Genomic DNA, 22,570 nt, shown 5'->3' with positions numbered 1-22,570 from the left:
TTGGGTGATAAGACAGCTTTTGTGGCGAGGGAGCTTGCTCCCGCTGGGCTGCGCAGCAGACCCAAGCTTTTTTGTCGCATCAACACCGATTGCGCCTGCTGCGCAGTCGAGCGGGAGCAAGCTCCCTCGCCACGGGGTTCGGTGTTCACGGTTGGATATTCGCCAGTTGCTCCAGTGAGGCAGGTCCTTCGGGGAGAATAATAAGAAATGCACAGCAACCATCTGAGTCGCCATGCCCAGCAGGTCCTGACGGTCACCCAGGGCAAGGCCCATTTGCAGGGGCCTGGCAGCGATCCGTCGATTGCCCGTTCCTGGCTGCGCTGCCTTGAGGATTATCACCTCGACCCGGCCCAGAACCTTGCGCCGACGGTGCTTGAGCATGGCCGGGTGCTGGAAAGCCGCGAGCGCCTGCAACAGGTGCTGCACATCGCCGGCAACGAAATGACCAGCCTGCATCAGCAGCTCTCCGGCGCCGGCCATGCGGTGTTGCTGACCGACGCCCGCGGGGTGATCCTCAACTGCGTCACCGCCCCCAGCGAGCGCAAGATCTTCGAACGGGCCGGCCTCTGGCTCGGTGCCGACTGGAGCGAGGCTTGCGAGGGCACCAACGGCATCGGCACCTGCCTGGTGGAGCGCCAGGCCCTGACCATCCACCAGGAAGAACATTTTCGCGGTCGCCACACCGGCCTGACCTGCTCGGCCAGCCCGGTCTTCGACCCGCATGGCGAACTGCTGGCTGTGCTCGACGTGTCCTCGGCCCGGCCGGACGTGTCGCGCCAGAGCCAGTTCCACACTATGGCGCTGGTCAACCTCTCGGCCAAGATGATCGAGAGTTGCTATTTCCTGCGCTGCTTCGACAACCAATGGCTGCTGCGCTTTCATTTGCAGGCCGAGTCCGTGGGGCTGTTCAGCGAAGGGTTGCTGGCCTTCGACGGTGAAGGGCGGATTTGCGCCGTGAACCAGAGTGCGCTGAATTTGCTCGGGCACATTCGTGGCGGCTTGCTGGGCCAGCCGGTGGAAGCCTTTTTCGATTGTTCGCTGGATGAGTTGCTTGGACGGGCCAGCGCCCACGCCAGTGCCAGCTGGCCGTTGCGCACCCGTGACGGTCGGCACCTGTTTGCCGTGTTGCGAGGCCAGCCGCGTAGCGTGCCGGTTCCGCTGGCCCCGGCGCTCAAGCCCAGCGAGCCGGCGCGCCTGCCAGGGATCTGCCTGGGGGATGCGTCGTTGCAGGCGCATTTTCGCAAGGCGCTGCGGGTCTTCGAGCGGGACGTTCCCTTGCTGATCAACGGTGAAACCGGGTCCGGCAAGGAAGCCTTCGCCAAGGCCGTGCACCACGCCAGCCAGCGTGCCGGGAAACACTTCGTCGCCCTCAACTGCGCGGCCATCCCGGAAAGCCTGATCGAGAGCGAGCTGTTCGGCTATCGCGGCGGCAGCTTTACCGGCGCCCGCAAGGAAGGTATGCGCGGCAAGCTGCAACAGGCGGACGGCGGCACTTTGTTCCTGGACGAGATCGGCGACATGCCCCTGGCCTTGCAGACCCGGTTGCTGCGGGTGCTGGAAGACCGGCAGGTGGTGCCGATCGGTGGTGAGCCGGAGGCGGTGAACGTGCGCATCATCAGCGCCACTCACCGGCAGTTGTTCGAACGGGTGCAGGATGGCAGTTTCCGCGAAGACCTGTATTACCGGCTCAACGGCTTGGAAATCCCCCTGCCGGCGCTGCGTGAGCGCGGCGACAAAACGCAGTTGCTGGATTTTCTGCTGGCCGAAGAGCGCGGCGCCGAGACGGTCACCCTCGACGAGCCGGCGCGCCAGGCGCTGCTGGCGTTCGACTGGCCGGGCAATGTGCGCCAGTTGCGCAACGTGCTGCGCACCCTCGTCGCGCTGTGCGAGGACGGGCGGATTGACGTGGAGGACTTGCCGGCGATGATCCGTCAGGCGCGGCCGCCAGTCGAGCCGGCACCTGCCACCGAACACCCGCTGGAAGATGCCGAACGGTTGGCGTTGCTCAATGCGCTGGAGCAGACGCGCTGGCACATGACCAACACGGCGGAGCAGTTGGGCATCAGCCGTAATACGCTGTATAGAAAGCTGCGCAAACATGCGATTGCCCGCTGACCCCCGATCCCACGGCCACTGAAAATCCTTTTGTGGGAGCGGGCTTGCTCGCGAAAGCAGCGTGTCAGCCGATGCATCTATTGAATGACCCACCGCATTCGCGAGCAAGCCCGCTCCCACAGGGTTCAGTGGTGTTCATCGGCCTGAGCATCAGGCAATTCCAAACACAAGGTGCGATTTCCCCCTCCCTAGGCTAACCTGCGGCCATGTTTTACGAGGTCGACTATGCACATCCATATTCTCGGTATTTGCGGCACTTTCATGGGTTCGATGGCGGTCCTGGCCAAGGAGCTGGGCCATCACGTGACCGGTTCCGACGCCAACGTCTACCCGCCGATGAGCACCCAACTGCAAGCCCAGGGCATTGAATTGACCCAAGGCTACGACCCGGCACAACTGGAGCCGGCGCCGGATCTGGTGGTGATCGGCAACGCCATGTCCCGGGGCAATCCCGCGGTGGAGTACGTGCTCAATAAAGGCCTGCCGTACGTGTCCGGGCCGCAGTGGCTGGCCGATCACGTGTTGCAGGGCCGCTGGGTACTGGCCGTGGCCGGCACCCATGGCAAGACCACCACCAGCAGCATGCTCGCCTGGGTGCTGGAGCACGCGGGCATGAGCCCGGGCTTCCTGATCGGCGGCGTGCCGCAGAATTTCTCGGTGTCGGCGCGCCTGGGCGGTACACCGTTCTTCGTGATCGAGGCCGACGAATACGACAGCGCGTTCTTCGACAAACGCTCGAAGTTCGTCCACTACCGTCCACGCACTGCGATCCTCAATAACCTTGAGTTCGATCATGCGGACATCTTCCCCGATCTTCCAGCCATCGAACGGCAGTTCCATCACCTGGTACGGACCATTCCAAGCGAAGGCCTGGTCATTCACCCGACCACCGAGCCGGCCTTGCAGCGGGTGATCGAAATGGGCTGCTGGACCCCGGTGCAAACCACCGGTGCGGGTGGGCAGTGGCAGGTGAAGTTGCTCAAGGACGACGGTTCGCAGTTCGAGGTGATGTTCGAAGGCCAGTCCCAAGGCGTCGTGGAGTGGGACCTGACTGGCCAGCACAACGTTGCCAACGCCCTGGCGACCCTGGCCGCGGCCCGGCATGTCGGCGTGGTGCCGGCCATGGGCGTGGCCGCGCTGAGCGCATTCAAGAGCGTCAAGCGGCGCATGGAGAAGGTCGCCGAGGTGCGTGGCATTACGATTTATGACGACTTCGCCCACCACCCGACCGCCATCGCCACCACTCTCGACGGCTTGCGCAAGCGTATTGGCGACGCGCCATTGATTGCGATCATCGAACCGCGCTCCAATTCCATGAAACTGGGCGCGCACCGCGATGGCCTGCCGGAAAGCGTGGTCGATGCCGATCAGGTGATCTGGTATGCGCCGGCCAACCTCGGCTGGGACCTGGGTGCCACCGCCGCACTGTGCAGCGTGCCTTCGATTGTCAGCGATTCGTTGGAAGGCATCATCGAACGTGTGAAAAGCCAGGCCCAACCCGGTACCCACGTGGTGATCATGAGCAATGGTGGCTTCGGCGGCCTGCACGGCAAGCTGGCCGAGGCGCTGCGATGAACAACGGTCCGGAGCGCATCACCCTGGCGATGACCGGCGCTTCCGGTGCCCAGTACGGCTTGCGCCTGCTCGATTGCCTGGTGCGGGAAGACCGCGAGGTGCACTTTCTCATCTCGAAGGCGGCGCAACTGGTGATGGCCACCGAGACCGACGTGACCTTGCCGCCCAAGCCCCAGATGATGCAGGCCTTCCTCACCGAATACACCGGCGCGGCGGATGGACAGATTCGCGTGTACGGCAAGGAAGACTGGATGTCGCCGGTGGCGTCCGGTTCCGGCGCGCCGGGCGCCATGGTGGTGGTGCCGTGTTCCACAGGGACGTTGTCGGCGATTGCCACCGGGGCGTGCAACAACCTGATCGAACGGGCCGCGGACGTGACCCTCAAGGAGCGCCGCCAACTGATCCTGGTGCCGCGGGAAGCGCCGTATTCGAGCATTCACCTGGAGCACATGCTCAAGTTGTCGAACATGGGCGTGACCATCCTGCCGGCCTCGCCAGGCTTCTATCACCAGCCCCAGACCATCGACGACCTGATCGATTTCGTGGTGGCGCGGATCCTCAACCTGCTGAACATCCCTCAGGACATGCTGCCGCGCTGGGGCGAGCATCATTTGAGCAGCGATGAATAAGATCCTGATGGTACTGCTGGCGCTGCAACTGACCGGTTGCGCCACCGCTCGCACGCTGGACGCGGCCAAGCCCGGTGCGCCGGTGGTGTATGCGGGCACACGGCTGGACCTCTACGCCCTCAATGGCGGCTGCTGCGCCAAGGACCGTTTCGGCGCCGAGGCCCCGAGCTATCCCGGCGTCGATCTGCCGGCCAGTGCGTTGCTCGATACCGTGTTGTTGCCGTTGTCGCTGTTCACGGCGATGGGGGTGGGGTTCCGGGCGACTGGCGGGATGTGATTGAAAGACTTGGGGCTGCTGCGCAGCCCAGCGGGAGCAAGCTCCCTCGCTACGGGGGGACTGAGAGAGGAAGCCCATCGCGAGCAGGCTCGCGATGGTGTCTGGCCAGGCGATACCGAATTACTTACCCAACTTACGCAACTCATCCGACTCTACCACCCGCACCCCGTGCTGTTCCTCCAGCGCCAGGCGCCACATGGCGCGGGCCAGTTGGCAGGCTTCGATGCCGTGGTATTTGCCTGGGATCAGCTTCGACAACGGCCCGGCCAGTTGCTCGGCCAGGCGAGGTTCGACGCGGTCGCCCAGCAGCAGGGAAGGCCGGCAGAGTGTGAGCTGCGGCCAGTCCTGGGCCCTGAGGGCCTCTTCCATTTCGCCCTTGACCCGGTTGTAGAAAATCGATGACTTGGGGTCGGCCCCCAGCGCGCTGATCGCCACCAGGTGCCGGGCGCCCAGCTCCCGGGCGCGCTTGGCGAAGGCCACGACCAGCTCCAGGTCCACCGCGCGAAAGGCCTGTTCCGAACCGGCTTTCTTGATGGTGGTGCCAAGGCAGCAAAAGGCGATGTCGACCCGGCCGCTGAGGCGGGGCAGCACCTCGGCCGGTTCCCCAACCGGGTTTTCCAGGTGCGGATGCCCGGCCAGTGGTCGGCGGGAAGGTGCCAGGACCCGGCTGATGGTCGGCTCGTTGAGCAGCCGGTCCAGCAGGTGTTCCCCGGTCAACCCGGTGGCACCGGCGAGCAAAACATGCTGAGGCGTCAAGTACATAGTGTTTCCCCCTTGATACGGTTCAGCTTAGTTGCTCTTTGTGGCCTCGTCGTTCAATGCAGCACTTTGCAATGCTTTTCGCGCCTGTTGCTTGCGCAGCAGTTGCCAGTGGGAAAGGACCGTCCTGGGTGCCCAGATCTGCGGCTCGGAAGCTTCGAAATTGTCCGCCTGCTCGCGCTCGGCGACGGTGGCCTTGGCCTTCTTGAAGGCCTGCTCCAGGTCGTCGGTCTGGTTCAGCGCCTGGGCAAACAGTGCATCGCCGAAATAGGTGAAGTTGGCTTCCTCGGAGCAGCCGAAGGACACCCGGTCGGCCCGCGAGGCGGTCATGACCAGGGTACGTTCATCCTTGAGCGCCGGGATGAAACCGCCGGAGTAGCAGGCTGAGATCACCACAATCTTGTCTCGGTTCTTCAGCGGCGCCAGGACCGCGGCCAGTTCGTCGGCGGGCAGGTCGGCCAGCTCCATGCGGGGCTGGTCGAGCACCAGTTCATGCTCGCTGGTGCCGTGGCTGGTCAGGTAGATGAAAATCAGGTCTTCCGGGCCGCTGCGTTCGGCCAGGGTGGCGGCGGCGCGGCGCAGGCTTTCGCGGCTGGCCATGGGCCGGTCACCGAGGTGATCGCGGTGGTTCACCAGGCGGATCTGCCCGAAGGCGCCGAAACGGCTGGCGAGCATGTTGGCGACGTAGTCGGATTCGCGCAGGAACACGCTCTGCTTGCCATCGCCACCCAGGGTCAGGCTGTACAGCTCCACCGCCGGGGTGGAGGCGGGGATATTGGCGAGGGCGTCGTCCAGCAGGCGGCCCTGGGCCAGCAGGCCAAGTTCCAGCACGTCCGGCAGCAGCCGGCCATCGGCGTCGCGTACCCGTTGGCCCTTGGCCCAGGTGCCGCTTTGCACGGTGCCGTCAGTCAATGCCAGGGTGCCGCGCCCGTGGTAGCTGTCGTTCTCGAACTGGCCGACGTAGAAGCTGCCGTCGGGCAGGTTCAGGCGCCCCTGGCCGGTGAATCGCCACTCGTTGAATTGCCCGAGGTAATGGCTGCCATCGGCCCCGATCAATTCACCCTTGCCGGTCAGCGCGCCGTCCTTGAACTGGCCGATCCAGACGTCGCCGTCAGCGTTTTCGTAACGGCCGCGACCGTTGAGTTGGTTGTTCCTGAAACCGCCGACATAGACGTCGCCGTCGGCGCTGTTGAAGGTCCCCTTGCCTTGCAGTTGGCCGTCGACGAAGTGCCCGGTGAACTGGTTGCCGCTGGCATCGAAGCGCTGCCCTTCGCCGTTGGGCTTGCCATTGACGAAGGGGCCCTGGTACTGGCTGCCGTCGTCGAGTTCCAGGCGCCCGAGGCCTGAGTACCGGTCGGCCTTGAACTCGCCGCGGTAGGTCATGCCGTTTTCCTTGAGCGTGCCTTCGCCGTCGCGCCGGCCCTGCTTGAAGCCACCGGTGTAGCTGCTGGTGGGCGTGGTCAGGCTGCCCTGGCCGTGGAACAGGCCGTGCTGGAACTGGCCGCGGTAGACCTCGCCGTTGCTGCCGTGCCATTCCCCGGTGCCGTGCCACTGGCCCTTGTCGAACTGCCCGGCGTACCAGCTGCCGTTGGGGTAGTCGATACGCCCCTGGCCTTGCAGCAGGCCGTCCACCAGGTCGCCGCGATAGCGTCCGCCGTCGGGCAGGCGCGCGTCGGGAGGCAGCAGCGATTCGCCGTCGCCGCAGGCGGTGAGCAACAGGGTCAGGGTCAGCGGAACGAGTAAGCGCATAACGGGATCCAGGTCATCAGGCCACGAGTATGCCGCAGCTGCACCCTCTGGATACAGAGAAGCGATGCGAAACAGCCCTGGGCGGTTTCGCAACCGCGAAGGTCTACACGAAGCAGAGCGACAGTGGCTCGGCGATGTAGGCGGGTTTTTCCGAACCTTCGATTTCCAGCGTGGCGGTGGCCTTGAGCAGCCATTGACCGGGCTTCTTCTCGGTGACGTCCACCAGTTCGACCTTGAGCCGGACCTTGGAATCGACTTTCACCGGCTGGATGAAACGCACGCTGTCGAGCCCATAGTTGACGACCATCTTCACGCCCTCGGGCAGGATCAGGATGTCTTCCATCAGCTTGGGCATCAGCGACAACGACAGGAAACCGTGGGCGATGGTGCTGCCAAACGGGGTTTGCGCGGCCTTGACCGGGTCGACGTGGATGAACTGAAAGTCGCCAGTGGCTTCGGCGAACAGGTTGATGCGGTCCTGGTCGATGGTAAGCCAATCGGAACGTCCAAGTTCCTTGCCGACATAATCTTTGAGCGCTGCAACGGGGACGTAGGGCATTGAGACTCTCCTTGGGTTCATCGGTATTGTCTTTTTCTGGAGCGGGGACTTGCGCCCCCGGAGAACCACTGTAGATCAACATGGCACGCACGTAAGGTCACCGACCATGCTTTTTACGAATGCCGACCCATAGCGCGGGCATGCTTATAATGCGGGCGCATTCTTTGCGATTCCGTTCACTTGACGTGCGCGTTCGATTCCGTGGCGAGGGGGCTTGCTCCCGCTTGAGTGCGCAGCGCTCATAAAATGGGGCCGCTGCGCAGCCCAGCGGGAGCAAGCTCCCTTGCCACACCGTCACGTCGTGAACCGAGTTGGCGCGTTCATTGGATCTGTTGCAGGGGAGAGAGCGGATGTTGCTACGGGGCCTGACCTGGCTGGTGCTGTTCCAATTGCTGGGCACTGCGATCAATCATTTGTTCCTGCCGGTGTTGCCCGGGCCCATCGTGGGCCTGCTGCTGTTGTTGGGCTACCTGATCATGCGCGGCGAAGTCAGTGAGCCGCTGAGCCTGGCCGCCGGCAGCCTGTTGCGCTACTTGCCGTTGTTGCTGGTCCCGCCGGCGGTGGGGGTGATGGTCTATGCGCGGGCCATCGCGGCCGATTTCTGGGCGATCGTCGGTGCATTGACCTTGTCGTTGATCCTGTCCGTGGCCCTGACCGGGGTGCTGATGCAGCGCCTGGCACGGCGTCACGTCGCCGCGGCGGAGGAGAGCGAATGATCCTCGACTGGCAAGGCGCCTGGACCTCGGTGATCCATCATCCGCTGTTCGGCATCGGCATCACCCTGGGCGCCTATCAACTGGTATTGGCGGCGTTCGAAAAAACCCGCTGGGTGTTCCTGCAGCCGGTGCTGATGTCGATGGTGCTGCTGATCGGCGTGCTGGTCGGTTGCGGCATTGGTTACGCCGAATACCGCAAGAGCACTGAAATCCTCAGCATCCTGCTGGGGCCGGCCACGGTCGCCCTGGCGGTGCCGTTGTATTTGAACCTGCGGCGGATCCGCCAATTGTTCTGGCCGATTTTTACTACGCTGGTGATAGCCGGGGTGGTCGCCACCGGCTCTGCGGTGCTGCTGGGCTGGGTGTTCGGCGCCGAGCACATGATTCTGATGACCATGGCGCCCAAGTCCGTGACCTCGCCGATCGCCATGCTGGTGGCCGAGCAGATTGGCGGCGTGGCAGCCATGGCGGCGGTGTTCGTCTTGATCACGGGCGTGCTTGGGGCGATTCTGGGCCCGAGCATCCTCAACGGGTTGAAGGTGCACAGCCCCGAGGCCCGCGGTATGGCCCTGGGATTGGCGGCCCATGCGGTGGGCACGTCCGTGGCCTTGCAGGAAAGCGAAGAGTCCGGCGCTTTTGCGGCGCTGGCGATGAGTCTGATGGGCGTAGCCACGGCGGTGTTGCTGCCGTTGGTGGTGTCGATGACAGTCTAAGGAACTGGTTATGAGCTTGCCGCTTTTCCCGTTGAACACTGTGTTGTTCCCCGGTTGCATCCTCGATTTGCAGATTTTCGAGGCGCGCTACCTCGACATGATCGGCCGCTGCATGAAAAAAGGCGAAGGGTTCGGAGTGGTGTGCATCCTCGATGGCGAGGAAGTGGGCATTGCCCCGGAAGGTTATGCGCGGGTGGGCTGCGAGGCGCTGATCACCGACTTTTCCCAGCAGGACAACGGCCTGTTGGGCATCCGCGTGAAGGGCGGGCGGCGTTTTATCGTGCATGGCAGCAGCGTCCAGCCGGATCAGTTGACGGTCGCCGATGTCGAGTGGCTGGAGGACGAGCCGGAGCAACCGCTGCAGGACGAGGACGCTGACCTGGTGGCGTTGCTCAAGGCGCTGGCCGAGCACCCGATGGTCGAAGCCTTGAACATGGGCACCGAAGCGACCGGCCAGCAATCGCTGGCCAACCAGCTGGCCTATCTGTTGCCGTTCAACGAACTGGACAAGATCGACCTGCTGCAACTCGATGACCCACAGCAGCGCCTGGATGCGATCCAGGCCTTGCTCGATGAGTTGCAGGGCGAACTCTTCGCCTGACCCCACACGGATCTCCAGTGCTCATTGGTCCGCCACTCAGTAGGCATACCGTAGCAGGCCATGGGGCAGGTGCCGGAAGCTGAAGAAGCTGAACGCGGCCACCATCGCCGGCAGGATCAGCCACCAGATTTTCGGCGGCATGGCCGGTAGCGGTGCCTGGCGCTGGCTCAGCCACAGGACGGCGGCGCAGACACAGGCGGCGAGCATGGCGCCGGCGATGATGTCGCTCGGCCAATGAGCACCGAGATAAACCCGCGACAAGGCAATCGCCAGCGCCGGCAGGCAGCCCAGCAGCAGCCAGGTCAGGCGCAGGCGGGGCGGTTGGCCGCGACCGGCCAGGACGGCCAGCGCCAGGAACAGCGCGAACGCACCAGAGGCATGGCCGCTGGGCATGCTGTAGCTGGTCAGTGGGTCGGTGAGAATCTCTGGGCGCACACGGGCGAAGAAGTGCTTGCTGCCGGTATTGGCCAGGGAGGTGAGCAGCATCGTGCCGCCGGCGAAGATTGCCTGCCGCCATTGGCGCGCCACTAACAGCAGGCCGGTCAGCAGGGAGCTGAAGATCAGCATGAAGTGGAATTCGCCGATCAGCGTGAAGGTCACGGCGATTTCGTCCAGCGTCGGGCTGCGGTGCTCCTGGACCAGCGTCATCAACCCCTGGTCGAAGGCTGTGAGGTAGCGAAAGCCGATGAACAGGCCGATCAGGATCACCAGGCCCAGGCCGGCAATCAGCGCGGTGGCATGCCGGTGACGGCGCATGCTGCTGTTGACGCTCAGGCCGATCATCACCGCGATGCTGCCGACCACCACCCCGGCCTGTGGCCAGAAACCTTCGGGCAGTGGCAGGCGGAACGCCGCGCCGGTGGCCCAGCCGGGCAGCAGGTACGCCACGGTCCAGCCGGAGGCGGCCAGCAGGCTGACGGCGGCGAAGCGCGGGAACGGCATGTCACACATCCCGGCCACCATCGGCAGCATCGGCCTGAGTGGGCCGATGAAGCGCCCCACCAGCAGGCTGGCGATGCCGTAGCGCTGGAAGTAGCTCTCGGCCGCGTTCATCCATTCCGGGTGGTGCCGCAGCCCTGGCAGACGCCGGATGTTCTGGTGGAAGTGGCGGCCGAGGAAATACGACACCAGGTCCCCCAGCAAGCCGCCGAGCAACCCCAGCAGCAGCGTCTCGCCCAGCGAAAGCGCACCGCTGCCGGCCAGCACCGCGATCGCGAACAACAACACCGTGCCCGGCACGATCAACCCGGCAATCGCCAGGCATTCCACGCAGGCGACGATGAACACCGCCACCGCCAGCCATTGCGGATTGACACTCAGCCAGCCGGTGATGCTATCGAGCCATTGGCTCATAAGAACAACTCCATCGAAGATTGATCGGCATGCACCGAACCCCCTGTGGGATTCTGTTGTGAACACAAAACCTGCGGTCACTGAAGATCAACTGTGGGAGCGAGCTTGCTCGCGATTACGGTGTGTCAGTCAACATCCATTCAGTTGACTCGACGCTATCGCGAGCAAGCTCGCTCCCACAGGGTTGTGCGGTGTGTTTATGAAAGCAAAAAATAATCGCGACCTTCGACCTGTCCGCGTCGCAGCGGGTTCCGGGTGCACCAGGGGGCATAGGCCGCATCGACGAAGCGGTAGGGCAGGTGCTCGTCGCGCCCTTGCGGGATTCCCAGGCGGGTGGTCTGGATGACATTGACCGTCGGCACATCGACATCTTCCACCAGCAGGCGCTCGGGGTCGAAGCGTTTGGCGTCCCATTCCGGCACTTTCAGCCCGAGAGCCTTGCACAGCAGGGTCTGGCCGGCGCAGAGCTTCTGCGGCGTGCGCGGCTGGCCCTGGGCGTCGGGGTTGTTCAGCAGCATCTGCGCCAGGCTCGCCGGGCCGGAGACGGCATCGACCCACGGATAGGCCGACTTGATCAACACGGCATTGCCTGGGCCCTGGGCGCTGAAGTTCAGCGAATCACCGCCCCGGGCGTAATACATATAGATGTGGCCGCCATCCAGAAACAAAGCCTTACGTTTTTCCGTGTAGCCGAGCGAGGCGTGGCTGCCTTTTTCGGCGAAGTAATACGCTTCGGTTTCGATGATCCGCGCGCTGAGCCACAGGTCCCCGACCTTGTGGCGGATGACCTTGCCCAGCAGGTCCCGGGCAAGCACTTGGGCGTCGCGATCGAAAAAGCCGTGGGGCAGGGCCTTGGGCTGGGGCGAAGGGGTTGGATCGGTCATGGCGATAGACGCAGTGAGGCCAAAGGAAGGGCGATGATAGCAATGCGAAGCTTAATCACCACTGAACACGCACGTGAACCGCGGCTGTCGGCGTCTTTTTGATCCTCCGCCGGTCACCGCTGTGAGTCCATGCTGTTAGTCGAGGGTTACGACAGCTATAATCTGCCGCTTTCCTCACCGCCAAGACCACACAGACCATGACTGAGTCCGTTCTTGACTACATGACCCGCCTGGGTCGCGCCGCTCGCGACGCGTCGCGCATCATCGGCCGTGCCAGCACCGCGCAGAAGAACCGCGCCCTGCAAGCCGCCGCCAATGCGCTGGACGCCGCTCGCGCCGAGTTGTCCGCCGCCAACGAACTGGACCTGGCCGCCGGCCGGGCCAATGGCCTGGAGCCGGCGATGCTCGAACGTCTGGCGCTGACCCCGGCCCGCATCGACGGCATGATCGTCGGCTTGCGTCAGGTCGCGGCATTGCCGGACCCGGTCGGCGCGATCCGCGACATGAGCTACCGGCCGTCGGGCATCCAGGTGGGCAAGATGCGCGTGCCGCTGGGTGTGGTCGGGATCATCTATGAGTCGCGGCCGAACGTGACCATCGATGCCGCGAGCCTGTGCCTGAAGTCGGGTAACGCGACCATCCTGCGCGGCGGTTCCGAGGCGATTCATTCCAACCGTGCCATCGCCGCCTGCATCCAGCGCGGTCTGGCCGAGGCCGATCTGCCGGCCGCCGTGGTGCAAGTGGTGGAGACCACCGACCGCGCCGCCGTCGGCGCGTTGATCAGCATGCCCGAGTTCGTCGACGTCATCGTCCCGCGCGGTGGCAAGGGCCTGATCGAGCGGATCAGCCGTGACGCCCGCGTGCCGGTGATCAAGCACCTGGACGGCATCTGCCACGTCTACGTCAGTGCCCACGCCGAGTTGCCGAAGGCCCAGCGCATTGCCTTCAATGCCAAGACCTACCGTTATGGCATCTGTGGCGCGATGGAAACCCTGCTGGTGGACCAGGCCGTGGCCCAGGCCTTCCTGCCGGCGATGGCGGCCCAGTTCCGCGAAAAAGGCGTCGAACTGCGTGGGTGCGAGCGCACTCGGGCGATCATCGAGGCGGTGGCCGCCGCCGAGCAGGACTGGGACACCGAATACCTGGCGCCGATCCTGTCGATCCGCGTGGTCGACGGGCTGGACCAGGCCATCGAGCACATCAATCGCCACGGCTCCCATCACACCGACGCCATCGTCAGCGAGCACCAGGGCGAAGCCCGGCGCTTCGTCGCCGAGGTGGACTCGGCCTCGGTGATGATCAACACCCCGACCTGCTTCGCCGACGGTTTCGAATACGGATTGGGTGCCGAGATCGGCATTTCTACTGATAAGCTGCACGCCCGCGGCCCGGTGGGCCTCGAAGGCCTGACCTGCGAGAAGTACATCGTGGTGGGCGACGGCCAGTTGCGCGGGCAGGAGCCGGCCTGACTTGGGCGACCTTGACGCACTGGCCCCTATGACTAAGACCGCTGTGACGGCGACCACCGCGCCAAAGCGCATCGGCATCCTGGGCGGCACGTTCGACCCGGTGCACATCGGCCATTTGCGCGGTGCGCTGGAAGTGGCCGATGCCCTGGGCCTCGATGAGCTACGCCTGACGCCCAGCGCCAGGCCGCCTCATCGGGAGATGCCGAGGGTTTCGGCGCAAGACCGTCTGGCGATGGTCGAGTGCGCGGTGGCCGGTGTGGCGCCGTTGGTCGTGGACGCCCGTGAATTGCTGCGGGACAAGCCGTCCTACTCCATTGACACCCTGGAGCTGATGCGCGCCGAACTGGCCGCCGATGCCCAGGTTTTTCTGCTTCTGGGCTGGGACGCATTTTGCGGCCTGCCCACTTGGCACCGCTGGGAAGAGTTGCTCCAGCATTGCCACATCCTGGTGCTGCAACGCCCGGATGCCGACAGCGAGCCGCCGGATGCCTTGCGCAACCTGCTGGCGGCACGCTCGGTGAGCGACCCGCTGGCCCTGAAAGGGCCGAGCGGACAGATTGCATTCGTCTGGCAGACGCCGCTCGCGGTATCCGCCACCCAGATCCGTCAACTGCTGGCCAGCGGTAAGTCGGTACGTTTCCTGGTGCCCGACGCGGTCCTGGCCTACATCGATGCGCACGGGCTGTACCGTGCGTCGAACTGAAAGAGGCGCGCTTCAAGGCACGTGAATGCGTGTAGCGAAGCGCCCGAACACATGAGCAAAACGAGTTTTATATGACTGACAAAGACGTAAGCAAAGTTAAGCGCAAGGGCACGTTCAAGAGCGCCCCGCTGCCGGTAGAGGCCCACGTGGGCGCCGCATTGGCCGGCGAAGAGCTGGTCAAGGTGTCCGTTGCCGCCCTGGAAGACGTCAAGGCCCAGGACATCCAGGTGATCGACGTTCGTGACAAGCAGAGCATCACCGACTTCATGATCATCGCCACCGGTACCTCCAACCGCCAGATCGGCGCGATGCTGGACAAGGTCCGCGAAGCGGTCAAGGCCCAGGGCGTCAAGCCGTTGGGCGAAGAAGGCAAGGGCGACAGCGACTGGGTCCTGCTGGACATGGATGACGTCATCGTGCACATGATGACCGCCTCGGCCCGCCAGTTCTATGACCTGGAGCGCCTGTGGGCCGGTGCCGAGCAGAGCCGTGCGGCGGATGCCCGTCACCACAGCCCGGAAAACACCCATGAGCACTTCACCAAGCTCAACAAAGACCAGCAGTAAGGGTTCGCTGTGCGACTGCGCCTGATCGCCGTCGGTTCCCGCATGCCCAAGTGGGTGGAAGAAGGCTGGCATGAGTATGCCAAGCGTCTTCCGTCCGAACTGGCGCTGGAACTGGTGGAAATTCCGCTCAATACCCGTGGCAAGAACGCCGACGTGGCGCGCTTCATCCGCCAGGAAGGCGAGGCCATGCTGGCCAAGGTCGGGCCGAACGAGCGGATCGTCACCCTCGAAGTCCATGGCAAGCCCTGGAGCACCGAGCAACTGGCGGTGGAGCTCGATCGCTGGCGGCTGGATTCGCGCACGGTCAATTTCATGGTCGGCGGCCCCGAAGGGCTGGCGCCGGAAGTCTGTGCCCGGGCCGACCAACGCTGGTCGTTGTCGCCGTTGACGTTGCCGCATCCGCTGGTGCGGATCCTGATCGGCGAACAGTTGTACCGTGCCTGGACAGTCCTGTCCGGACACCCTTACCACAAGTAATCCTGCCCCATGCCTCAGCCGATCCGCATCAAGGACCACGAAAAAGACGCCCGCCTGGTACGGGGCCGCGTCGTGTTCGGCGCCATCACGGTGGTGACGCTGATCGGGGTGCTGATCGCGCGGTTGTACTTCCTCCAGGTGATCCAGTACGAGTACCACTCGACCCTGTCGGAAAACAACCGGGTGCACGTGCAGCCGATTCCGCCGACCCGTGGGCTGATCTTCGACCGCAATGGCGTGGTGGTGGCGGACAACCGTCCCAGCTTCAGCCTGAGCATGACCCGCGAGCGCTCCGGCGACTGGCAGCAGGTGCTCGACGTGATCGTCGAAGTGCTGCAACTGACCCCCGAGGACCGGGCGATCTTCGAGAAGCGCATGCGCCAGGGGCGCCGGCCGTTCGAGCCGGTGCCGATCCTGTTCGAGCTGACCGAGGAGCAGATCGCCCTGATCGCCGTGAATCAGTTCCGCCTGCCCGGCGTCGAGGTGGTGGCGCAGTTGGTGCGGCATTATCCCCAGGGGCCGCACTTTGCCCACTCGGTCGGCTACATGGGGCGAATCAACGAGAAAGAGCTCAAGACCCTCGACCCGGTCAACTACAGCGGCACCCACCACATCGGCAAGACCGGTATCGAACGTTTCTACGAGCCCGAGCTGCACGGCCAGGTGGGTTACGAAGAAGTCGAGACCAATGCCCGTGGCCGGGTACTGCGGGTGCTCAAGCGAACCGACCCGATCCCCGGCAAGGACATTGTCCTGAGCCTGGACATCAAGCTGCAGGAGGCCGCCGAAGCGGCGCTGGGCGGGCGCCGGGGCGCCGTGGTGGCGCTGGATCCGAATACCGGCGAGGTCCTGGCGATGGTCAGCCAGCCGAGTTTCGACCCGAACCTGTTCGTGACCGGCATCAGCTTCAAGGCCTACGCCGAGCTGCGCGACTCCATCGACCGGCCGCTGTTCAACCGGGTGCTGCGCGGCCTCTATCCGCCAGGCTCGACCATCAAGCCGGCCGTGGCGATTGCCGGGCTGGATTCCGGCGTGGTGACGGCGTCGAGCCGCGTCTACGACCCGGGCTACTACATGCTGCCCAACTACGACCACAAGTACCGCAACTGGAACCGTACCGGCGACGGTTACGTGGACCTGGAAACGGCGATCATGCGGTCCAACGACACCTATTTCTATGACCTGGCCCACAAGCTGGGGATCGATCGGCTGTCGTCCTACATGAACAAGTTCGGCATCGGCCAGAAAGTCTCCCTGGATATGTTCGAAGAATCCCCCGGCCTGATGCCGTCCCGGGAATGGAAGCGCGCCACCCGGCGCCAGGCCTGGTTCCCCGGCGAAACCCTGATCCTGGGGATCGGCCAGGGCTACATGCAGGCCACGCCTTTGCAACTGGCCCAGGCCACCGCGCTGGTGGCGAGCAAGGGCAAGTGGTATCGCCCGCACCTGGCCAAGACCATCGAAGGCCAGAAGCCGGTGGACCCGAACCCGATGCCGGACATCATCCTGCACAACCCGTCGGACTGGCAGAAGGTCAACAACGGCATGCAGCAGGTGATGCACGGGGCTCGCGGCACGGCGCGCAAGGCGGCCATCGGTTCGCCGTACCGCATCGCCGGCAAGAGTGGTACGGCCCAGGTGGTCGCGATCAAGCAGGGTGAGAAGTACGACCGCTCCAAGGTCCAGGAGCGCCACCGCGACCACGCCCTGTTCGTCGGCTTTGCCCCGGCCGACAACCCGAAAATCGTCGTGGCGGTGATGGTCGAGAACGGTGAATCAGGCTCCGGTGTCGCCGCGCCCGTGGTGCGCCAGGTGATGGACGCCTGGTTGCTGGACGAGCACGGCCAGCTCAAGCCCGAGTACGCAAGCCCCATCACTGCGGAGGCTACGGCCCGTGAAGAATAATTTCGACCGCATCCTCTCCAGCGAAGATGTGATGCGCCGTCGTGCCACCCTGTTGCAGCGCATGCACATCGATGGCCCCCTGCTGATCCTGCTGCTGACCCTGGCCGCCGGCAGCCTGTTCGTGCTGTATTCGGCCAGCGGCAAAAGCTGGGACTTGCTGGCCAAGCAGGCCACCTCGTTCGGCATCGGCCTGGTGTCGATGATCGTCATTGCCCAGTTGGAGCCGCGTTTCATGGCGCGCTGGGTGCCGTTGGCCTACGTGATCGGCGTCAGCCTGCTGGTGGTGGTGGACGTGATGGGCCACAACGCCATGGGCGCGACCCGCTGGATCAACATCCCCGGGGTGATTCGCTTCCAGCCCTCGGAATTCCTGAAGATCATCATGCCGGCGACCATCGCCTGGTACCTGTCCAAGCGCACCTTGCCGCCCCAGCTCAAGCACGTGTGCATCAGCCTGTTGCTGATCGGGATCCCGTTCATCCTGATCGTGCGCCAGCCAGACCTCGGCACCTCGCTGCTGATCCTGGCCGGCGGCGCCTTCGTGCTGTTCATGGGCGGCTTGCGCTGGCGCTGGATCCTCAGCGTGGTCGCCGCGGCGGTGCCGGTGTCGGTGGCGATGTGGTACTTCGTCATGCACGACTACCAGAAGCAACGCGTCCTGACGTTCCTCGACCCCGAGAGCGACCCGCTGGGCACCGGCTGGAACATCATCCAGTCCAAGGCCGCCATCGGTTCCGGCGGGGTATTCGGCAAAGGCTGGCTCATGGGGACCCAGTCGCACCTGGACTTTTTGCCGGAAAGCCACACCGACTTCATCATCGCGGTGATGGGCGAGGAGTTCGGCCTGGTGGGTATTTGCGTGCTGCTGCTGATCTACCTGCTGCTGATCGGCCGAGGGCTGGTGATCACCGCCCAGGCCCAGACGCTGTTCGGCAAGTTGTTGGCGGGCAGCCTGACCATGACGTTTTTTGTGTATGTTTTCGTCAACATCGGTATGGTCAGTGGCCTGTTGCCGGTGGTAGGGGTGCCGTTGCCCTTCATTAGCTACGGAGGAACTTCGCTGGTGACACTACTGTCAGCGTTTGGGGTTTTGATGTCGATCCATACCCATCGCAAGTGGATCGCACAGGTTTGAATAAGGTGAAGAGTTCAATGCAAGCAATGCGTGGCTGGTCGACGCGATATGCGCCGTGGATCGGCCTGTTGGGCTTTCTCGGTGGCACGCCGCCGGTCCTGGCGGGCGAGTACGAAGGCTCGCCCCAGGTGGCCGAGTTCGTCGGCGAGATGACCCGCGACTACGGTTTCGCCGGGGAACAGCTGATGGGCGTGTTCCGCGAGGCCGAGCGCAAGCAGTCGATCCTGGATGCCATTTCCCGGCCTGCCGAACGGGTCAAGCAATGGAGCGAATACCGGCCGATGTTCATCACCGAGGCCCGTATCGCCCGGGGCGTGGACTTCTGGCGTCAGCACGAAGCCGCGCTGGCCCGTGCCGAGCAGGAGTACGGCGTGCCGGCCCAGATCATCGTCTCCATCATTGGTGTCGAGACCTTTTTTGGCCGCAATACCGGCAATTTCCGGGTGATCGACGCGCTGTCGACCCTGGGCTTCGATTACCCGCCACGCGCCGAGTTCTTCCGCAAGGAGCTGCGTGAGTTCCTGCTGCTGGCCCGCGAGGAACAGGTCGACCCGTTGACCCTCAAGGGTTCCTACGCCGGGGCGATGGGCCTGCCGCAATTCATGCCCAGCAGTTTCCGCGCCTACGCGGTGGACTTCGACGGCGACGGCCACATCAATATCTGGACCAACCCCACCGATGCCATCGGCAGTGTTGCCAGCTATTTCAAGCGTCACGGCTGGGAAGCCGGCCAGCCGGTGGTCAGTCGCGCCGACGTGCGTGGCGACCAGGTGGACGAAGGCCTGACCGAAGGCATCGAGCCGACGAAAACCGTCGGGGAGTTGCGGGCGTTGGGCTGGTCGAGTCATGATGCGCTGCGTGACGACATGCCGGTCACCGCGATGCGCCTGGAAGGCGAGCAGGGCCCCGAATACTGGATGGGCCTGAAGAATTTCTACGCGATTACGCGTTATAACCGCAGCGTGATGTACGCCATGGCCGTATATCAGCTGTCTGAAGAGCTGGTCAAAGCACGGGGCGTCAAATAATGCGGGCATTGCCTACCTATCAACCCCTGAAAGCCAAGCCCCTCAAGCTCGTGGCGTTGGCTGCGCTGTCGCTGCTGGTCGTCAGTTGTTCGACCAGCCGCGCGCCGGCCCAGAAAAACTCCACCGCCGTGCGCTCGGCGCCGGGGCTGGACATCAACCGTGCCCACAAGGACGGTGCGCCATGGTGGGACGTCGATGTCTCGCGCATCCCCGACGCCACCCCGACCCTGCACACCGGTCCCTACAAGGCCAACCCCTACACCGTGCTGGGCAAGACCTATTTCCCGATGGCCGACTCCAAGCGCTACGTGGCGTCGGGCACGGCGTCCTGGTATGGCACCAAGTTCCACGGCCAGAATACTGCCAATGGCGAGGTGTATGACCTGTACGGCATGAGCGCGGCCCACAAGACGCTGCCGCTGCCCAGCTACGTGCGGGTGACCAACCTGGACAACAACAAGAGCGTGATCCTGCGGGTCAATGACCGCGGGCCGTTCTATTCCGACCGCATCATCGACCTGTCGTATGCGGCGGCGAAAAAGCTCGGTTACGCTGAAATCGGCACCGCACGGGTCAAGGTCGAGGGCATCGACCCGCAGGAATGGTGGGCCCAACGTGGCCGTCCGGCGCCTTTGATGCTCAACGAGCCAAAAGTGGCGCAAAATGCCGCGCCGACCGTAACCGCTTCCACCGGTACGGTCGAACAGTGGACGCCACCGCCGCAGCAGCACGCGGCGGCCGTAGTGCCGGTGCAGTTGGAAGCAAAAAAAAACGCTTCTGCAACAGCGTCTGGCCAGTATCTGCAGGTGGGCGCGTTCGCCAACCCGGACGCTGCCGAACTGCTCCGGTCCAAGCTCAGCTCGATGGTGAGCGCCCCGGTGTTCATCAGCTCGATCGTGCGCAACCAGCAGACCCTGCATCGGGTGCGCCTGGGGCCGATCGGTTCTCCGGGTGAGGTCCAGCAGGTGCAGAACAGTGTGCGCCTGGCCAATCTCGGTTCGCCGAGCCTGGTCACCGCCGAGTGATTGATTGACGGCCCGCTTGCGGTTCGAGCGGGTCGGGTTGTTGGCTCCATGAATAACAAAAGCCCGGCAAGGGCTGTGAGTGAGCAACTTAAATACGCGGCAGCCCGTCAAGAAGGCTGCTTGTAAGTATTGCCTCCGGGCAGTTTCCATTAGCGATTTCGAGAGACGGATGAACATCACCACCTTTGCCAAACGCCTTTGCCTGCTAGTCCCGCTGCTGCTTTCACCTGCCGCGTTCGCGGTCGAGATGATGCCATCGCCGCCACAATTGGCCGCCAAGTCCTATGTGCTCATGGATGCCAGCAGCGGCAACGTGCTGGTGGAGAACAATGGTGACCAGCGCCTGCCACCGGCCAGCCTGACCAAGCTGATGACCGCCTACATCGCCACCCTGGAAATCCGTCGCGGCCAGATCGGTGAAAACGATCCGGTGACCGTCAGCGAGAACGCCTGGCGTACCGGCGGTTCGCGGATGTTCATCAAGGTGGGCTCGCAAGTGACCGTCAGCGACCTGCTGCACGGCATCATCATCCAGTCCGGCAACGACGCCAGCGTCGCCCTGGCCGAGCACATCGCCGGCAGCGAAGACGCGTTCGCCGACATGATGAACAAGACCGTGGCCGACCTGGGCATGACCAACAGCCACTTCATGAACCCGACCGGCCTGCCGAACCCCGAGCACTACTCGTCGGCTCACGACATGGCCATCCTGGCACGGGCGATCATCCACGAAGACCCGGCGCACTACGCCATCTACTCCCAGAAGGAGTTCTTCTGGAACGGTATCAAGCAGCCTAACCGCAACCTGCTGCTGTGGCGCGACAAGACCGTCGATGGCCTGAAGACCGGTCACACCGACGAAGCCGGCTACTGCATGGTGTCCTCGGCCGTGCGTGACGGCATGCGCCTGATCGCGGTGGTCTTCGGCACCAGCAGCGAAGTGGCCCGTGCCGCCGAAACCCAGAAGCTTCTGACCTACGGTTTCCGCTTCTTCGAAACCCAGACCTTCTACCAGAAGGGCACCGAGCTGGCCCAGGCCCAGGTCTGGAAAGGCACCAGCAGCCAGGTGAAGGCCGGTCTGGCCCAGGACCTGACCATGACTCTGCCTAAAGGCCAGCTCAAGAAGCTCGCTGCCAGCATGACCATGAACCCGCAACTGACCGCTCCTATCGCCAAGGGCGACGTGATCGGTAAAGTCGAAGTCAAACTGGACGACAAGGTGGTGCACAGCGCCGACCTGATCGCGCTGGACGCGGTCGAGGAAGGTGGTATCTTCCGCCGCATGTGGGATAGCATCCGTCTATTCTTCTACGGCTTGTTCAACTGATTCCAGCTGTTGACCTGCATGGCCCCGTTCCGATCCGGTGCGGGGCCATGTTCGTTACCCGGGCTTACGAGGCCGTTACGCCATGACAGACCCAGAAGTAAAGGCTCCAAAAATCGAATTCCCCTGCGCGGATTACCCGATCAAGGTGATCGGCGACACCGGCGTGGGCTTCAAGGACAAGATCATCGCGATCCTTGAGAAACATGCGACCGTTGACCTCAAGACCCTGGCCGAGCGCCAGAGCACCAACGGCAAGTACACGACGATCCAGTTGCACATCCTGGCCACCGGCCAGGAACAGCTCTACGACATCAACAGCGAACTGCGGGCGACCGGTTTCGTACACATGGTGTTGTGATGCCGGGCACGCTGGGTTTTCGCGAGCTGGGCCAGATGGCCTATGAGCCGGTCTGGCACGCGATGCAACGCTTTACCAACGAACGGGGCAACACCGCCGACGATGAAGTCTGGCTGGTGGAGCATCCGCCGGTGTTCACCCAGGGCCAGGCCGGCAAGGCCGAGCACCTGTTGCTGCCGGGCGATATCCCGGTGGTGAAGGTCGACCGCGGCGGCCAGGTGACCTACCATGGTCCCGGCCAACTGGTCGCCTACCTGTTGCTGGATGTGCGCAAGCTGGGGTTCGGCGTGCGCGAGTTGGTCACCCGCATGGAAACCTGCCTCATCGAGCTGCTGGCCAGCTACGGCGTGATGGCCGCGGCCAAGCCGGATGCGCCGGGGGTCTACGTCGACGGGGCCAAGATCGCCTCCCTGGGGCTGCGGATCCGCCACGGTTGCTCGTTTCATGGCCTGGCCTTGAACGTGGACATGGACCTTGAACCGTTTCGACGGATTAATCCCTGTGGCTATGCGGGGCTGGCGATGACCCAGTTGCGCGATCACGCAGGATCGATTGAATTTGCCGAGGTAAGTGCCCGGCTGCGCGCGCAGCTCGTCAAACACCTCGACTACGCTGAGCAGACGACCCTCACGGGCGGAATCGACTGA

Annotated in this window: 23 protein-coding genes and 1 pseudogene; 19 read left to right on the top strand and 5 right to left on the bottom strand. The window is 64.0% G+C overall.

Annotated elements, in window-relative coordinates; all coding sequences use genetic code 11:
• Window positions 1-207: 207 nt before the first annotated feature.
• From V3H56_RS23975 to V3H56_RS23955, 5 genes and pseudogenes are all read left to right on the top strand, one after another.
• A complete protein-coding gene (locus V3H56_RS23975) occupies window positions 208-2,115 on the top strand; it encodes a sigma-54-dependent Fis family transcriptional regulator (protein ID WP_338473939.1) in 1,908 nt (635 codons plus the stop codon).
• Window positions 2,112-2,237: pseudogene (locus tag V3H56_RS23970) on the top strand (metal ABC transporter ATP-binding protein); the annotation flags it as partial. The gene V3H56_RS23975 and the pseudogene V3H56_RS23970, both read left to right, overlap by 4 nt.
• A gap of 103 nt (window positions 2,238-2,340) precedes the next feature.
• Entirely contained in the window at window positions 2,341-3,690 is a 1,350-nt protein-coding gene (mpl, locus tag V3H56_RS23965; RefSeq protein ID WP_047736348.1) for a UDP-N-acetylmuramate:L-alanyl-gamma-D-glutamyl-meso-diaminopimelate ligase, read from the top strand.
• Complete coding sequence (gene ubiX, locus V3H56_RS23960; protein WP_338473938.1) at window positions 3,687-4,319, top strand: flavin prenyltransferase UbiX; 633 nt, start codon at window positions 3,687-3,689, stop codon at window positions 4,317-4,319. Before mpl ends, ubiX begins: the two co-directional genes overlap by 4 nt.
• The gene (locus V3H56_RS23955) at window positions 4,312-4,596 is read left to right on the top strand and encodes a YceK/YidQ family lipoprotein (protein ID WP_042732906.1); all 285 of its coding nucleotides are present in this window, start codon (window positions 4,312-4,314) and stop codon (window positions 4,594-4,596) included. Before ubiX ends, V3H56_RS23955 begins: the two co-directional genes overlap by 8 nt.
• A 120-nt stretch (window positions 4,597-4,716) precedes the next feature.
• On the opposite strand, the gene V3H56_RS23950 is transcribed toward V3H56_RS23955, so the two are convergent.
• The 3 genes from V3H56_RS23950 to V3H56_RS23940 form a co-directional block, all read right to left on the bottom strand.
• Window positions 4,717-5,358, bottom strand: coding sequence for an oxidoreductase (locus tag V3H56_RS23950; protein WP_338473937.1), 642 nt, complete (start codon window positions 5,356-5,358; stop codon window positions 4,717-4,719).
• A gap of 27 nt (window positions 5,359-5,385) precedes the next feature.
• Window positions 5,386-7,104, bottom strand: a complete 1,719-nt coding sequence (locus tag V3H56_RS23945) for a C13 family peptidase (RefSeq protein WP_042733016.1) — start codon at window positions 7,102-7,104, stop codon at window positions 5,386-5,388.
• A gap of 103 nt (window positions 7,105-7,207) precedes the next feature.
• Window positions 7,208-7,663 carry a MaoC family dehydratase gene (locus tag V3H56_RS23940; RefSeq protein ID WP_047736345.1) on the bottom strand — a complete coding sequence of 152 codons (456 nt, stop codon included), beginning with the start codon at window positions 7,661-7,663 and terminating at the stop codon, window positions 7,208-7,210.
• 350 nt (window positions 7,664-8,013) lie between these two features.
• Between V3H56_RS23940 and V3H56_RS23935 the strand changes: the two genes are divergently transcribed.
• Genes V3H56_RS23935 through V3H56_RS23925 form a run of 3 tightly spaced genes read left to right on the top strand, consistent with a single transcriptional unit; the run spans window position 8,014 to window position 9,693 of the window.
• A complete protein-coding gene (locus V3H56_RS23935; protein WP_042730306.1) occupies window positions 8,014-8,379 on the top strand; it encodes a CidA/LrgA family protein in 366 nt (121 codons plus the stop codon).
• Window positions 8,376-9,092 (top strand): LrgB family protein, encoded by a 717-nt coding sequence (locus V3H56_RS23930; RefSeq protein WP_042730305.1) that lies wholly within the window; start codon window positions 8,376-8,378, stop codon window positions 9,090-9,092. Before V3H56_RS23935 ends, V3H56_RS23930 begins: the two co-directional genes overlap by 4 nt.
• Window positions 9,093-9,102: 10 nt before the next feature.
• Window positions 9,103-9,693: an LON peptidase substrate-binding domain-containing protein gene (locus tag V3H56_RS23925; protein WP_047736344.1), complete on the top strand. Its 591-nt coding sequence runs from the start codon at window positions 9,103-9,105 to the stop codon at window positions 9,691-9,693.
• Between the two features lie 36 nt (window positions 9,694-9,729).
• Here V3H56_RS23925 and V3H56_RS23920 read toward each other — a convergent pair whose 3' ends face one another.
• Both V3H56_RS23920 and V3H56_RS23915 read right to left on the bottom strand, forming a co-directional pair.
• Window positions 9,730-11,046 carry a bifunctional DedA family/phosphatase PAP2 family protein gene (locus V3H56_RS23920; protein WP_338473936.1) on the bottom strand — a complete coding sequence of 439 codons (1,317 nt, stop codon included), beginning with the start codon at window positions 11,044-11,046 and terminating at the stop codon, window positions 9,730-9,732.
• Window positions 11,047-11,243: 197 nt separating this feature from the next.
• Entirely contained in the window at window positions 11,244-11,930 is a 687-nt protein-coding gene (locus V3H56_RS23915) for a DNA-3-methyladenine glycosylase (protein ID WP_042730302.1), read from the bottom strand.
• Between the two features lie 197 nt (window positions 11,931-12,127).
• Here V3H56_RS23915 and V3H56_RS23910 point away from each other — a divergent pair, with 197 nt between their 5' ends.
• The 11 genes from V3H56_RS23910 (at window position 12,128) to lipB (ending at window position 22,570) form a co-directional block, all read left to right on the top strand.
• A complete protein-coding gene (locus V3H56_RS23910; protein ID WP_338473935.1) occupies window positions 12,128-13,399 on the top strand; it encodes a glutamate-5-semialdehyde dehydrogenase in 1,272 nt (423 codons plus the stop codon).
• Between the two features lie 28 nt (window positions 13,400-13,427).
• Window positions 13,428-14,102 carry a nicotinate-nucleotide adenylyltransferase gene (gene nadD / locus V3H56_RS23905; RefSeq protein WP_042730309.1) on the top strand — a complete coding sequence of 225 codons (675 nt, stop codon included), beginning with the start codon at window positions 13,428-13,430 and terminating at the stop codon, window positions 14,100-14,102.
• A 71-nt stretch (window positions 14,103-14,173) separates the two neighbouring features.
• Window positions 14,174-14,668 (top strand): ribosome silencing factor, encoded by a 495-nt coding sequence (gene rsfS, locus V3H56_RS23900; protein WP_042730300.1) that lies wholly within the window; start codon window positions 14,174-14,176, stop codon window positions 14,666-14,668.
• Window positions 14,669-14,677: 9 nt separating this feature from the next.
• Window positions 14,678-15,145: a 23S rRNA (pseudouridine(1915)-N(3))-methyltransferase RlmH gene (gene rlmH / locus V3H56_RS23895; protein WP_003185785.1), complete on the top strand. Its 468-nt coding sequence runs from the start codon at window positions 14,678-14,680 to the stop codon at window positions 15,143-15,145.
• A 9-nt stretch (window positions 15,146-15,154) separates the two neighbouring features.
• Window positions 15,155-17,050, top strand: a complete 1,896-nt coding sequence (gene mrdA / locus V3H56_RS23890; protein ID WP_042730299.1) for a penicillin-binding protein 2 — start codon at window positions 15,155-15,157, stop codon at window positions 17,048-17,050.
• Window positions 17,051-17,081: 31 nt separating this feature from the next.
• A complete protein-coding gene (gene rodA, locus V3H56_RS23885) occupies window positions 17,082-18,185 on the top strand; it encodes a rod shape-determining protein RodA (RefSeq protein WP_042730308.1) in 1,104 nt (367 codons plus the stop codon).
• A 17-nt stretch (window positions 18,186-18,202) separates the two neighbouring features.
• Complete coding sequence (gene mltB, locus V3H56_RS23880) at window positions 18,203-19,213, top strand: lytic murein transglycosylase B (RefSeq protein ID WP_338473934.1); 1,011 nt, start codon at window positions 18,203-18,205, stop codon at window positions 19,211-19,213.
• Window positions 19,213-20,238 carry a septal ring lytic transglycosylase RlpA family protein gene (locus V3H56_RS23875; protein WP_042730297.1) on the top strand — a complete coding sequence of 342 codons (1,026 nt, stop codon included), beginning with the start codon at window positions 19,213-19,215 and terminating at the stop codon, window positions 20,236-20,238. Before mltB ends, V3H56_RS23875 begins: the two co-directional genes overlap by 1 nt.
• A 169-nt stretch (window positions 20,239-20,407) precedes the next feature.
• Complete coding sequence (locus V3H56_RS23870) at window positions 20,408-21,565, top strand: D-alanyl-D-alanine carboxypeptidase family protein (RefSeq protein WP_042730296.1); 1,158 nt, start codon at window positions 20,408-20,410, stop codon at window positions 21,563-21,565.
• 82 nt (window positions 21,566-21,647) lie between these two features.
• Window positions 21,648-21,923, top strand: coding sequence for a DUF493 domain-containing protein (locus V3H56_RS23865; protein ID WP_042730295.1), 276 nt, complete (start codon window positions 21,648-21,650; stop codon window positions 21,921-21,923).
• Window positions 21,923-22,570, top strand: a complete 648-nt coding sequence (lipB, locus tag V3H56_RS23860) for a lipoyl(octanoyl) transferase LipB (RefSeq protein ID WP_042730294.1) — start codon at window positions 21,923-21,925, stop codon at window positions 22,568-22,570. Before V3H56_RS23865 ends, lipB begins: the two co-directional genes overlap by 1 nt.

The sequence above is a fragment of the Pseudomonas sp. MS646 genome (assembly GCF_036693845.1).
Lineage (GTDB): Bacteria > Pseudomonadota > Gammaproteobacteria > Pseudomonadales > Pseudomonadaceae > Aquipseudomonas > Aquipseudomonas chlororaphis_E.
The sequence above is the reverse complement of the archived record's forward strand: the minus strand, read 5'-3'. Positions and strand labels throughout refer to the sequence as shown.